The organism is Streptomyces sp. NPDC031100 (assembly GCF_055570785.1).
Map to the genome: position 1 here is coordinate 110,261 of NZ_JBVIGN010000013.1, position 13,834 is coordinate 124,094.

At 74.0% G+C, this 13,834-nt stretch carries 5 protein-coding genes; all 5 read right to left on the reverse strand.

The window, feature by feature from the left end; all coding sequences use genetic code 11:
* Nucleotide 1: 1 nt before the first annotated feature.
* From ACZ5DS_RS32195 to ACZ5DS_RS32215, 5 genes are read right to left on the reverse strand one after another with little or no spacing between them, the layout of a single operon-like run.
* Entirely contained in the window at nt 2-745 is a 744-nt protein-coding gene (locus ACZ5DS_RS32195; RefSeq protein ID WP_468245529.1) for a 4'-phosphopantetheinyl transferase family protein, read from the reverse strand.
* Entirely contained in the window at nt 727-2,532 is a 1,806-nt protein-coding gene (locus tag ACZ5DS_RS32200) for an acyl-CoA dehydrogenase family protein (protein ID WP_468245531.1), read from the reverse strand. Before ACZ5DS_RS32200 ends, ACZ5DS_RS32195 begins: the two co-directional genes overlap by 19 nt.
* Complete coding sequence (locus ACZ5DS_RS32205; RefSeq protein WP_468245533.1) at nt 2,532-4,244, reverse strand: acyl-CoA dehydrogenase family protein; 1,713 nt, start codon at nt 4,242-4,244, stop codon at nt 2,532-2,534. Before ACZ5DS_RS32205 ends, ACZ5DS_RS32200 begins: the two co-directional genes overlap by 1 nt.
* On the reverse strand, nt 4,244-5,860 hold the full coding sequence (locus ACZ5DS_RS32210; RefSeq protein WP_468245536.1) for a PfaD family polyunsaturated fatty acid/polyketide biosynthesis protein: 1,617 nt from the start codon (nt 5,858-5,860) through the stop codon (nt 4,244-4,246). The genes ACZ5DS_RS32205 and ACZ5DS_RS32210 overlap by 1 nt, the downstream gene beginning before the upstream one ends.
* 31 nt (nt 5,861-5,891) lie before the next feature.
* Nucleotides 5,892-13,817, reverse strand: coding sequence for a beta-ketoacyl synthase N-terminal-like domain-containing protein (locus ACZ5DS_RS32215; protein WP_468245538.1), 7,926 nt, complete (start codon nt 13,815-13,817; stop codon nt 5,892-5,894).
* Nucleotides 13,818-13,834 lie beyond the last annotated feature (17 nt).

Below are 13,834 nucleotides of genomic sequence, written 5' to 3' on the forward strand. Positions count from 1 at the left end.
CTTACGGTCGCAGAGGGTCGGGAAGGGAGGTACCGCGAGTGGGGGAGGGGCCGGTGGCGGGCTCGCGGAGGCGTACCGTGCCGCCGCCCTCGGTCGCCACGGCCACGAGGTGGTGCTCGGAGGGGCGCAGCAGCTCGAGCCGCCAGCGGTGGGCGACGTCCGGCCGGCGCGCGTCGGCGACGGTGAACCGCCCGCCGCCCCGGTGCCGGAAGCGGAGGTCCTTCGCGCCTCCCGCGAGACCGACGCCCACGCCCTTGAGGTAGGCCTCGGCCAGCACCCACCGCTCGCTCGTGGCGAGGTCCGGGTCCCCGGGGCCGAGGAAGGCGTTCAGCAGGCGCGCCTTCTCCGCGTCGAAGGGGACGCGCTCCACGTCCGCACCGCAGCTGCGCCCCCGGGTGAGGACGCAGGCGATCAGACCGTCCGTGTGGGACAGGTTGAAGCGCAGCCCGGTGTCCGGGAGCGGCTCCGGGCGCCCGTTCTCGTCCCGGACGAACCGCCAGGTGTCCGGAGGCAGCCCGGTGCGGGCGCCCAGGGCCAGCCGGGCGAGCAGCCGCCCGCCCAGGAAGCGGCGCCGGGAGCCGGTCCGTAGCAGCCGGTCGTGCCGGGTGCGCTCGTCCGGGGCCAGCAGGTCCGGGCCGCCCATCCGCGCGGCCAGCTCCGGCACCCGGTGCTCGGGCAGGGTCCACAGGTCGGCCACCCCCGTGTCCGGCCCGGCGGCGGTGTGCGTCAGCGGGCTTCCGCGCACCGGGCCCCCTCCGTGGGCGCGGTCCGCTCGGCCAGCGTGATCGGCCAGTGCGACAGCAGCCGGTTGTGTTCGTGCAGGCGGGTCAGCACGGCGAGCACCTCCTCCACGGCGGCCGGGTCGTGGTAGGCCCCGTAGGGGTGGAACCGCCGGTTGATCCGCTCCAGTTGGAGCAGCAGCAGCGCAGGGCTCGGCAGCGGCTCGGCCATCAGGCCGTGCGAGTGCACGTAGGTGTGCACGCACGCGGCGGCCGCGTGCACCAGGCAGTACTCCTTGGCCAGGTCGAACAGCTCGGCCGAGTGCGCGTAGCCGCGGCCCAGCTCGGCGCGCAGCCGGTCGGCGCGCTCCTCCAACGGGAGCAGGCGGCCGAGCAGTTCGGTCGCCAGGTCGGCGGCCAGCAGCAGCCGGTCGCGGTCCTTGTCCGTGGCCCGGTCGGCGAGCACCCGCAGCCGGATCAGGGAGTCGGGCGCGGCCAGCACCGCATCGTCCAGGCCCCGGTTGGACAGCTCCTGCAACGCGGGCCGGTAGAGCGGCAGTTCGGCGTCCATGCTGTAGAGCACGGCCGTCCGGGCGGCCGCCTCGGCGCGCACGTCGGCGTCGGCGGTACGGCCCTTCTCCAGCAGCGCGGCCAGCTGGTGGCCGATGTTGCGCAGGTTCACGACGGTGTTCCCGTCGGCCATGTTGGTCACCAGGATGTCGCGCAGCATCTTCTGGTGCATGCCGAAGCGCGGGTGGGTGCGCAGGAACACCCGGGCGCCGAGCACCACGTTCAGCCGCGCCAGGGTCTCCTCCAGCAGCGTCGGCACCAGGTACTTGGCCGCCGAGGAGAAGACGCTCACCTGCCCGGTCGAGGTCTGCACACTGCGCACGGCGCCGAGACACACCGCGTCCGCGACCATCAGGTCGGCGAAGGACTCCGCCAACTGGCGCCCGGTGTACGGCACTTCGACGACCGGACGGTTGAACAGGATCCGGTCCTGGGCGAACTCCAGCGCCGTGCGCAGCGAGGTGTCCACGCCCGACAGGGCCAGGCTGAGGATGACCAGGCGCGCGGTCTGGCTGGTCTTCAGGGCGATCTCCAGGCCCTGGCCCTCGGCGCCGACGAGGTCGGACTCCGGGACGAAGACACCGTCGAACCGCAGCCCGCTCAGGTCCAGGGCCCGTACGCCGTGCAGCTTCAGCAGCGGCGTCTCCCGGACAGTCTCGGCGTCGGCCCGCCACTTGTCGACCACGAGGATCGAGTAGTCCCCGGCGCCCTGGCGCGGCCCGGTGCGCGCGAAGACGAACATCCGGTCGGCGAAGGTGGCGTTGCCGATCGGCCACTTCTCCCCGGTGAGCCGGTAGCCGCCCGCCACCCGCTCCGCGACGACCTCGTTGCTCAGCAGATCGCTGCCGTGCGCGGCCTCGGACAGCCCCCACGCGAGTCCGACGCCCTGGTGGACGGCGTCGATCTGGCGCCGCTTCTGCTCGTCGGTGCCCGCGATCCACAGCGGGGTGAACGCGGCGTTGGTCAGCCCGAGCGCGATGGCGGTCGCCCCGTCGCGCCGCGCCACCAGCCGCATCAGCGTGAACCCGGTCTCCGGGTTGCCGGCCTTGCCGCCCTGCTCGGCGGGCAGGCCGTAGTCCAGGAACCCCCAGCGGCGCAGCAGGCCGACGAACCCGTACGGGAAGGCGTCGCGCTCGTCGTGGTCGAGCACCTCGGCGAACGACATCCGGCTCGCCGGGTCGTGCGGATCGCCGAGGTACTGCTCGAGCCGCTCGGCCAGTTCGGTCAACTCGGCCTGGGACATCAGGAGTCCTCCATCGGGTGAGAGGCGGAAGCGAGACGCACCGGCACGGCGGTCATCAGCCGCCCGGCCCGGCCGAGCGCCAGGGTGGTGTCGAGGGCGGGCAGCAGATCGGGGCCGTGGCGGCGCGGGTCGACGCCCTCGGCACGGGCGAGCAGATAGGCGAGCACCGCCCGCAGCCAGCCGGTGGCACCCGGCTCGGCGCCGTACAGCGGCCGCTCCCGGTTGTGCCACCACAGGTGCAGGCAGACGGCGGCCGCGTGCACCCAGGCGTACCGCTCGGCGAGGTCCACCAGCGCGTTGGGATCGGCGTCCCGCTCCCGTACGGCGGCCGCGCGCGGGCCGAGTCCGGTCACGGCACCGCCGAGCCGGCGCACCAGGGCCGCCGCCGGGTCGTCGCCCAGGTGCTCCAGGGCGCCGGCGGCGACCCCCGGCAGAGCACCGAGGACCGGGTCCGCGCCGCGCGCGACCAGGTCCAGCCGCGTGGGGTCGTACGACGGCGGCTCGGCGTCCAGCGCGAAGATCCGGTGCACGGTGTCCGCGGCGGGCGCGTCGTCCCTGGTGACCAGGGCCGGGATCTGGGCGGCGTAGGCGCGCAGGTTCGCCAGCGGGCTGGCGTCGATCACCCTGACCACCGCCGTGTCCCGCTGGATCTTCTGGAACATGCCCGCGCCGGGCGCCTGTTCGCGCAGGACCGCGCGCGTGGCGAGCACGGCGGCACAGCGCCGGACCAGATCGTCCGTGGCCTCCGCCACCACGTGCTTGGCTGCGAGCGCCCAGACGCTGAACACCTCCGGTACGACATGCACGCCCCGCGCGGCGGCCAGCGCCACCGCGTCGGCCGCGAGCAGCGCCGCCGAGGCGACGGCCAGGTCCCGGCGCGGATGGGGCACCTCCAGCAGGGGCACCCGGGCGACCCGGCGCTCGGCGGCGAAGCCGAGGGTCAGGCGCAGCGCGGTGTCCGCGCAGCCGAGGCTGCCCGCCATGCTCATCAGCCGGACCGCCTGCTGGGCGAGGACCGCCACCTCCAGCCCTTGACCCACCTTGCCCACCAGGGCGTGCTCGGGGACGGGGACGCCGGCGAAGCGCAGCCGGGCGGTGTCCACCCCGCGCATGCCGCCGGTGCGGGCGGCCGGCTCCCGCACCAGACCGTGGCCCTCGGCCCACTCCGCGTCCAGCAGGTAGGCGGAGAACGCCCCCGGACCGCGGGCGCCGGTACGGGCCACCACGTACACGGCCTCGCAGCGCAGGCCGTTGCCGACCATCCACTTCTCGCCGTGCAGCAGCCCGTCGTCGTCCAGCCGCACTTCTCCGGAGAGCAGGTCGCTGCCGTGCTCGGCCTCGGTCAGCGCGAACGCCACCGTGCCGCCCCGGGTGAGGATGTCCGCCGTCCGGGTCCGCTGGTCCTCGTCGCCGTGCAGCTGCAGACAGGTGGCGGCGATGATGCCGAACATGGTGCCCGGCATCACGTTCACATCCCGCCGGGCCGCCGCGCGCACCAGGGTCAGGCTGCGGTCGAAGGACTCGAACGCGCCGCCCCACTCCTTCGGCAGGTAGTTGAGATGGAACCCCGCCGAGACCAGCCGGTCGCACAGCTCGTCCGGGTGGGCGTCGGCCTCGTCCCGGGCGACGGCGGCGGCGAACCCGTACGGGCTGGCCGGGTCGTCGGGATCGCCGAGGAGTTCCTCCACCTTCTCGGGTGTCAGCGCGCCCATCACACGGCCGCCGTCAGGGCGGGCAGCTCCAGCGGCACCGGGCGGTAGTCGGCCGCCGCCGACGGCAGGGTCACGCCCGCCGTGGCCAGCTGGGCGATCCGGGTGTGGAAGGCCGCCCCGCGCATCAGGTGGTGGGCGACATCGGCCACCGTCCGGTTCTCCGGGGTCTTCAGATAGCTGCCGGACACCCAGGCGTTGAAGCTGCCCATCGCCGGACCGCACCAGATCTGGTAGTCGGCCGACCGGTCGGCCTCGCCGGTCACCGCCCAGCGCGAGGCCATGCCCAGGTACCAGCGGAACACCAGCGCCATCCGGCGCTTCGCGCTGTCCGCCGCCCGGTCCAGCTGCTCGGGGTCACGGCGGGCGAAGTACCGCACGCACTCCTGCCAGACGTCCTCCAGCGGCCGCCGGAAGATCTGCGACTCCAGCCGCGCCCGCTCCTCGGCGGGCAGCGCCTCGATGCCGTCGTACGCCTGGTAGAGCCGGTACAGCTGCTGCGCCCGCATCGCGAACATCGAGCCCCGGCGCAGCACCTGCAGCTCCACGCCCATCTCGAACATGTCGGCCGCCGGAGCCATCGCACAGTCCGTGACGTCCGCCTGGGCCAGCAGCTCGCGGGCGGCCGGGGAGGTGCCGGACTCCAGACAGGACTGGTTGACGGAACCCGTCACCACATAGGCGGCGCCCATCGCGAACGCGGCGGCCACCGCGGTCGGGGTGCCGAGGCCGCCGGCCGCGCCGACCCGGATCGGGGTGGCGTAGCGGTGCTCGCGCTGGATCTGGTCGCGCACCCGCAGGATGACCGGGAACAGCGCGGGCAGCGGGCGGCGGTCGGTGTGCCCGCCGGAGTCCGCCTCCACGGTGATGTCGTCGGCGAGCGGCAGCAGATGGGCGAGCCGCGCCTGCTCGGCGGTGACCAGACCCTCCCGCAACAGTGTGTCGACCAGGGCGGCCGGGGCGGGGCGCATGAACCGCTCGGCGGTCTCCGCCCGGGACACCTTGGCGATGACGCGGTTTCCGGCCACCACCCGCCCCGAGGGGTCCTGCCGCAGTCCGGCCAGCCGGTAGCGGACCAGATGCGGGGTCAGCCCCATGAAGGCCGACGCCTCCACGCAGCGCACGCCCCGGCGCAGGAACAGCTCGACCGCCTCGCGCTCCAGCCGGTCCTCGCTCGGACTGTGGATCAGGTTGACGGCGTACGGCAGTCCCGGGATCTCGGCGGCGAACCGGGCCAGCGCCTTCTCGATGGTCTCCGGCAGCAGGCCCGCCGCGCCGAACGAAGCGAGGAAACCCTGCCGGGCCAGCGCGATCACCAGATCGGCGGAGGCGATGCCGCCCGCCATCGCCCCGGCCATGTACGACTGCCGCACACCGTGCGCGGCGCGGAACCCGGCGGAGCCGAGCCGCTGCGGGGGCAGGGCCGGGGCGGCGGCCAGGACGCCCGGCCCGTCCCCGCCGGCGACGGCCGTGCCGCCGGCGACCACGCCTGCGCCCGGGGCCGTGGACACGATGAAGCAGGGCTCTTCCACCCGGCTCAGGACCTGGTTGATCCCGGCCGGGTCCACGCTCGGGTACCCGTCCCCGTACCAGCGGAGGGGGGCCTGGGGGGTGCTCATGGACAACAGTGCTCCTCGGCTGTGCGCGGCGTCAGCCGGCGTCGGGGCGGACCTCGATGGCCACGTCGGTGAGTTCGTAGATGCGCAGTCCCGGCTTCCACAGGTCCGCGTCGGCGATCAGCAGCAGGCGGTCCGCCTCCCTGCGGACCTCCTTGATGTGCACGTCGAAGAACAGTTCGCGGTCGTCGCGCAGGATCTGGCCCCGGTACTTCCAGGACATCTCCACGCCGGTGGCCATCGCGAAGCGGGGCCGGGGCATGCCCTCGGCGAGGTTCTGCTCCAGCACGAACAGACGCATGGCCTGCAGCACCGCCTCCACGCCGAGGGAGCCGGGCATCACCGGGTCGCGGTGGAAGTGGCAGTCGAAGTACCACTCGTCGGGCCGGATACTGCGGAAGCCGTGCACATAGCCGGCGCCGAACCGGCCGCCGTCCGCGACCAGATCCACCCGGTCCACCAGGTCGAACCGGCCGCCGGGCAGGTGCAGTTCGCCCCCGGAGGCATCGCGGAAGGCGGGCGCCGCACCGCCCGCCAGCTCGATGCGCCTGACCCGCCCGGCGGCCGGGGCCTCCGCCTCGATCCACGGCTTGACGTAGGTGCCGCTGTCGAGGCCGACCTGGTTGGACAGCGCGGCCGCGTTGAAGTACCCGAACAGCGACTCGCCGGTGTAGAACACCTCGCCGTCCGCGCTGAGTTCGTACGAGAAGTTCTGCAGGACCGCACCCGAGATGACACTCGTCATCAGCAGCTTCGAGTGGTGCCGGACGGTCCTGCCGCGCAGGTCGATGTCCTTCACCAGGGTCGCGCGGCCGTCGAGGTTGCGGATGGAGTACTCCTCCTCGGGCTGGCGGAGGGTGGCGCCGAGGTAGTAGCCGAGGAAGATGGCGGCCTGCAGCGAGGACTCCATGTACACGCAGTTCGGCAGGTACGGCGAGGAGTTCTCCGCGTAGTACCAGGCGTCGTCCGGCGAGTCGTACTCGGTGACCATCTCCGGGCCGGGGCTCAGGTCACCGCGGGTGCCGGTGAGCGACATGACCCGGTCGACGAACTGGAAGTCGCCGTTGGGGATGTAGGGGGCGCGGCTCGTGCGGTAGATCTCGAACTCCGGGCCCATCGCCATGTCCAGCAGACCCTTGGCGGAGTGGGCGAGGTGCAGTTCGTTGATCATGGCCGGCTCGCCACTACGGTTGCGGCGGCCCAGGAACTTCGGCACGCCGCCGGCCTCCGGCCGGTACGGCGTCCCGGGCTTCTCCACGATCTGCAGGCCGAGGTTCTGCATGCGGACCACCGGCTTGTCCCCGAGGTACACCAGGACGTCCGCGATGACCGTGGGCCGGGGCAGCAGGGTCAGCTCGGTGACCTCCACCTCGTAGCGGATCTCGGAGTCCTTCGGGGTGACCTGGCCGCGCACCTGGACGTCGATCCGGCGCTCGGTCACCGTCTGGAAGCGGGCGTCCGGGAGCGTGAGATGCAGGCCCTGGTGCATCAGGTAGATCTGCAGCAGCTGCACGGCACCCTCGGCGATGAGGGAACCGGCGAGCACCGGGTCGTCCGGGAAGTGGCAGGTGAAGTACCAGGCGTCCGGCTGCAGCCGCTTCACGGCGGTGATCAGGCCCAACTCACAGGGCCCGCCCTTGCGGTCGACGGTGACCTCGTCGACCATGCGCAGCCGCTCGTCCGGCAGGCGCAGCGCCGGGTTGATGCCCGGGTCCTGCGCGTGATCGGGGCCGAACACCTCCCCGGGGCGACCCTGCGCGAGCAACTCCAGGTCGCGGCCGTCCAGTTGGTGCTTGCGGGCGTAGGCCAGCGGCTTGAACGTGCCCTTGGGCAGCGCGGCGCGGCGGGCCCGGTCCTTGTCGGTGAGGACGATGCCGAGCGGGGTTTCCAGCTCCTGCTTGCTGAAGAACCCGGCGCAGGCGTCGCGGAGTTGGAGGATCAGCTCGCCGTCCGCGAAGCAGTCGTAGCTGAAGAAGAAGATCGTGGTGTCGCCCTGGTGGACGAACCGGTCGATGGAGATCTCGTAGCGCAGCGTCTGCCCGGTCGTGGGCAGCCCGCCCTTGAAGATCAGCGAGCTGTCGAGGAGCCGGTAGACCCGCTCGCCCTTGTTGCGGAAGTCGATGCCCAGGTAGCTGACCAGGAGGAGGTCGCACTGCCCGGACTCCACGGTCACCGCTGGCGGCACCCCGCCGTCGACGGCGTACCAGGCGTCCTCGGGCACGTCGTACTCCGTGGTGATCCGGGCCGGTTCGAGCACGCCGGGTTCGGCGTCCAGCTCCGTGACCCGGGTGACGAAGTGGTACGGCGGTGCCGGCAGCCGTACGCGGGCGCCGAAGGTGTCGATCTCGGCGAACTCGGGTCCGAAGACCTTGGCCACGGAACCGGTCGCGAACTCGAGCAGATCGGCCTCGTTCCAGATGACGCCCTCACGGGCCGGCGCCGGGGGTTCGGCGGCGGGCAGGGCCAGGGGTGTCGGCGTGGTCGCGGGCGGCAGGGGAGTGGGCTGCGGAGCCGGTGCGGCGGGCGTCGTCGCGTCGAGCAGGGCCTCGGCACGGTCCAGGGTCGCCGCCTGGAGCACCCGGTGGGTCTCCATCACCACGCCGTGCGCGGCGAGCATCTCCCGGCGCAGATCGCGCACCAGCTCGGCGGCGGGCACCCGGCCCGGGCCGGACGGCGCCTGAGGGTACGACGGCTCGGCAGGCGGGGTGGCCGGAGGCGGGGCGGTCACGGACGGGGCGACGGCCGCCGGAGGCTGCGGGGCGCCCCAGGGAAGGGCCGTGATCGGATCCCCCTCGAAGGTGATCACCTCGGAGATCTCCAGCGTCGGGTCGGCAGGCATGGCGGCGGGCTCCTCCGGCGGGACGGAAAGGACGGGGACGGCGGGCTCGGGAGCTTCGGCGGGCGGGGCCGCGGCGACATGGGCGATGGGATCGCCGACGGCGGGTTGAGGGTGAGGGGTGGGCTGGGCTGTGCGGGTGGTGCGCTGGGGGTGCGCAGGAGCCTTGACGAGGGTCGGGCGGGGCGGGGTGGCGAGAGGCGCGGCCGGTTCGGTCGCCGAGTGGGCAGGGGCGGGGCGGGCTGCGGGGGCCTCGGCCGGTGTGTGGGTGGGTGCGGGGGTGGCCTCGGGCCCTGTGCTTGCCGGGCCGGTGTGGGTGGGGGGCAGCCGGGTTGTTTTCCCTGACGTGTGGGCGGGTGCGTGGAGGTCGGCGGGTACTTGGGCGGCTGTGTGGGCGGGGGCGGGGACGGCTACGGGCGTCTCAGCCGGTGTGCGGGCGGGTGTGGGGGTGGCCATGTGCCCTGCGCTGGCCGGGACGGTGGAGGTGGGGAGCGCTGGGGTCGTTTCAGCTGCCGGGCGGGCGGGAGCGGGGAAGGCCGTGGGTGCTTCACCGGTCCGGACGGTCGGCGTGGTGGATCGCGGGTGTCCAGCCGGACCGGGCGCCGCCCCTGGGTGGGCCCCATGAGCCGAAGTGGCCCGTCCGAGGGAGGTGCCGGCCAGTGCCTTGGTCGCCTCGCGGGCGATGCGGTCCGGGATGGGTTCGCCGCGGCCGACTCGGACCGGGGGCAGACGGCGGGCAGGCCGGTCGGACGGCGCCGGGGCCGGGTCCTGAAGGGCCGTCAGGTCCACCGGGAGGCCGTGGCCGACGAGGCGGGCCGTCAGGTGGGCCAGCGGGGTGGTCGCCGGGACGCCCCTGCGGTCCACGCAGGCGGCCACGTGCGGGGTGTCGCCGAGGGTGTCCCGGATCCAGCGGGAGCAGGTGGCGCCCGGCCCCACCTCGATGAAGTAGCGGTAGCCGCGCTCGTACGCCGCGTGCACCAGCCGCGGGAAGTCGATCGTCGAGCGCAGGGTGTGGGCGATGCGCCGCGGGGACTCGGCCAGCAGCTCGGCCGGGAGGGGCTGGTAGTCGTAGGCGCTGAAGAGTTCCAGGTCTCCGAAGGAGCCCATGGGGTAGTCGTTCATCCTGGCCAGGCCCGCGAGTTCGGGGTCCACGACCGGGCAGTGCATCACCACGTTGACGGGCGAGCGGGCGGCGGGGCAGCCCACCTCCTCGATCAGCGCTCGGCACTGCGCCGGATCGCCCGCGATCACCAGCTCGCGCGGGGTGTTCACGTGGGTCAGGTGGACCCGGTCGTAGCGGGCGAGCGCCTCGCGCACCGGCTCGGCGGACGTCAGCAGCACGTGCGAGGCCCACACGTTCCCGTCGGGGGTTTCCGCGGGCAGATCCCACAGCTCCCGTACGGTCCGGCGTGGTCCGCACAGGCGGTCCCGGAAGATCGGGCTGTCGCTGATCAGCGAGTCGCTGCGGCCGGCCGGGTCCCAGCCACCGGTCGCGAACAGCATGCTGGACTCGCCGAGGCTGTAGCCGAACCCGCCGTGCGCGGTGATGCCCAGCACCTCGCGCACCAGCGCGGTGTAGAGGATCGCGAAACTGGTGCCGGTGGCGAGCATGAACGGGACGTCGTCGCCGAGGCTCTCCTCCAGCCGCATCAGGCCGCGCCGGTCGAGGGCCTCGAGGGTGCGGGGATACAGCTGGGCGGCCCGCAGCATCCGGGCCGGCTCGGCGGCCTGGCGCTCGAAGCGGTCGAGCAGGGCCGGGAAGGCCCGGAAGAGGTCCGCGCCCAGGCCCGGATAGCTGTTGAAGGCGCCGGGGTAGACGAGCGCCACTCGTCCCTCGGGGCCGATGGGCCGGGGGGTGAAGAAGGAGCCGGCCGGGGTGGCCCACTCCCTGCCCTCGGCGTGTGCCCCGGGTACGTCCCGGACCGCCAACTCCAGCTGCCGCAGCAGACTTTCGTGGTCCTGGCCGACCAGGACGATCCGCAGCCGCCGCCGGTCGAGCCCGCGCGCCGCGTCCCGCGCCAGAGCCCGCGGATCGGCGCCGTCCGCCAGCAGCGTGCGGTACCGGCCGGCCTCGTCGAGCAGCCCGTCGAGCGTGTCCGCGGCGACGGCCAGCAGCACCGGCCCGCCCGCCCGCGACCAGTCGGCCTGCGGACGCGGACGCTCGGCGCCGGGCACGGAGGAGAGCACCACGTGGGCGTGCGAGCCCGAGGCGCCTCGGATGTTCACCGCGGCGTGGCGGGGGCTGTCCGTGCGCTCGCGCAGCCAGGGGCGTGCGGCGTCGGGGACGTAGAGGGCGGAGGCGGCGAAGGCGTCCGCGAGGTCGTCCTCGGGGCGCCGCCAGCCACGCGTGCCGGGCAGATACGCCTGCCGCAGGCACAGCACGGCCCGGATCAGCCCGGCCACACCGGCCGCGCAACCGGCGTCCCCGATCTGCGCCTTGACGCTGCCCAGGGCGGTGGTGCGGGCGCCTGTGCGGTGTACCTGCGTCAGCCCGTCGTCCTCGGCGGTGCCGTACGGGGAGCCGGTGTCGCCGGTCTGTGCGCTGGTGCTGCCCGGGGCGGTGGCGCGGTGCGCCTGCGTCAGCCCGTCGTCCTCTGCGATGTCGCCCGGGGAGCCGGTGTCGCCGGTCTGTGCCGTGGTGCTACCCAGGGCGGTACTGCCGGCGTCCGCGCGGTACACCCGCGCCAGCGCCTCGATCTCGGTCCGGTCCTCCTCGGCGGTGCCGCCCGCGTGGGCCTCCACGTAGCCCACTTCAGCCGCCGTCACGCCGGCTTCGGCCAGGGCCGCTTCCGCGGCCTCGGCGAGCGGTGTCGCGACCGCAGCGGGCATCGAACCGGACGCCTGCGCGTACCGCACGGCCAGTCCGTCGATACGGGCGTGCACCCGGCCCCGGGTCGTGTCCGCGCGGGTGACGACCAGGGCTCCGGCGCCTTCGCCGACCCGCCGCCCCCGGCCGTCCCGGCCGAAGGAGAGGCCCGCCTCGCCGGACAACTCGGGCCGCGTCAGCAGGAGTTCCGCCGAGCCCGCCAGGTCGACCGCGCCGACCAGCACCGCCTCCAGGTCCGGGTCGAGCAGCAGCAGCCGCGCGACCTGGAGCGCCTCGGCCAGACCGGCACCGTCGCCGGACACGGTGAACGACGGTCCGGTGAGGTTCCAGCGGGACGAGACCCGCCCGGCCATCACGTTGCCGATGTAGCTGAGGACCTCGTTCGCGCCGATCGGGTCCACCACGGCGTCCCGGGCCACCTCGGTCAGCGCGGCCTGCTGCTCCTCGGTCAGCCGGACGCCCGCCCGGTCCAACTCGCGGCGCAGGAACGCCCCGAGGCCGTACCGGCTCAGCCGGGCGTGCGTGTACGGCTCGATCTCGGTCACCACCACCACGGCGACCCGGCGCGGTTCCGGCGTGTCCCGAGCCGCGGCGCCGAGCCGGTACCCGGCATCGCGCAGCGCCTCGTCGGCGACCTTCGTCAGCACCGCGTGCTGCGGGTTGTAGATGCGCAGGTCCGACGGCGGCACCCGCAGCTCCGCCGGGTCGACGTCGACACCGTCCACGAAGGCCCCGCGCAGTGCGTCCCCGGTGAGGCCCGCCTGCTCCAGGGTGCCGCCCTCGGTACGGTCCAGACCCCGCCAGCGGTGCTCGGGCAGCGGACGCAGATCGTCCTCGCCCCGGTGCACGGCACGCTCGAAGGCGTCCACGGAGTCCAGCGACCCGAAGTGCGCCCCGAGGCCTACGACGTCCAGGGCCGGGAGCGCGGCGGGAGCCGCGGGAATAGACGCAGCGTCCGGCGCCGCCGACAGCACGACGTGCGCGTTGGTGCCGCCGAACCCGAACGCGGACACCGCCGCCCGGCGCGGCCCCTGCCCCTCGGGCCAGTCCCGGGTGGTGCGCACCAGGTTCTGCGCGCCGACCCCGCCGTCCGCGGAGGTGACCGGTTGTTCCACTCCGATGGTCGCCGGAATCGTGCCGTCCCGCATGGCCAGGACGACCTTGAGCAGGCTGCTCAGCCCGCCGACGGTCAGCAGGTGCCCGATGTTGCCCTTGACCGAGCCCAGCAGCGGCACCCGGCCGTGCGCGCCGAAGAACTCGGCGACGGACTCCGCCTCGGTGGCATCCCCGATCGGCGTGCCGGTGGCGTGGCACTCCAGGTAGTCGATCTCGGCGGGGTCGACGCCCGCGCCCGCGTAGGCACGCGCAAGTGCGTCCAGCTGGCCGGACTTGCGCGGTACCAGCGGATGCCGTCCCGTGCCGTCGTTGGACAGGCCGATGCCGTCCACGACGGCGTGGATGCGGTCGCCGTCGCGCAGCGCGTCCGCCAGCCGCCTGACCGCGACCATGCCGGCGCCCTGACCGGTGACGATCCCGCCGGAGCGGCTGTCGAAGGGCTGGCTGAACCCGTTCTCCGGGTAGGCGCGCAGATCGGAGAAGGACAGATGGATCAGCGTCGGATCGGGGGCGCAGACACCGCCCGCCAGGACCAGGTCCGCCTCGCCCGCCGCGAGATGGCCGCAGGCCAGGCTGAGCGCGTACAGCGCCGACGAGCACGCGGCGTCCAGGCAGTAGCGGGGGCCGCCGAGCCCGAGAGCGGCCGCGGTGACCGCCGCGGGCGAGCCGCTCACCCGCAGGTTCTCGGGCAGCAGGGCGTCCCGGTCGACCAGCGGACGCGCGCCCGGCAGACCGCCCGGCACCCGGCCGAGGCCGGCCAGCACGGCCTCCTGCGCCAGCGGGACACTGACCTGGGCCGAAGTCGGCGTCGGGAACGAGTAGTTGCCCATGACCAGCCCGGTGCGGGCCAGGGTCTTCGGGTCGTCGCCCAGGCCGCAGTCCCGCAGCGCCTCCCGGGCGGCGTACATCGACCAGTGGAAGATCCGGTCGAGCCGTGTCAGATACCCGGGGTCCAGCCGGTAACCGGTCGGGTCGAACACGAAGCCGGTGACGAACCCGCCCCGGCGGGAGGTGATGCGATGGCGGGGGTCGAGGTCACGCTCGTCCGGCTCCGGCCCGAAGACCTCCGTACCGCCGTCGCGGCGGCTGTCCGTGCCGGCGAGGAGGTTCTGCCGGAACTCCTCGGGGGTCCGGGCACCCGGAAACAGGCAGGAGATCCCGACGATGGCGAACTTGTGCATAGCAGCTGCTTCCTCCA

Bases quoted from the DNA above. Each gene is read 5' to 3' on its own strand.
- ACZ5DS_RS32200 (WP_468245531.1), bottom strand. From the start codon at position 2,532: ATGTCCCAGGCCGAGTTGACCGAACTGGCCGAGCGGCTCGAGCAGTAC.
- ACZ5DS_RS32205 (WP_468245533.1), bottom strand. From the start codon at position 4,244: ATGGGCGCGCTGACACCCGAGAAGGTGGAGGAACTCCTCGGCGATCCC.
- ACZ5DS_RS32210 (WP_468245536.1), bottom strand. From the start codon at position 5,860: ATGAGCACCCCCCAGGCCCCCCTCCGCTGGTACGGGGACGGGTACCCG.
- ACZ5DS_RS32215 (WP_468245538.1), bottom strand. From the start codon at position 13,817: ATGCACAAGTTCGCCATCGTCGGGATCTCCTGCCTGTTTCCGGGTGCC.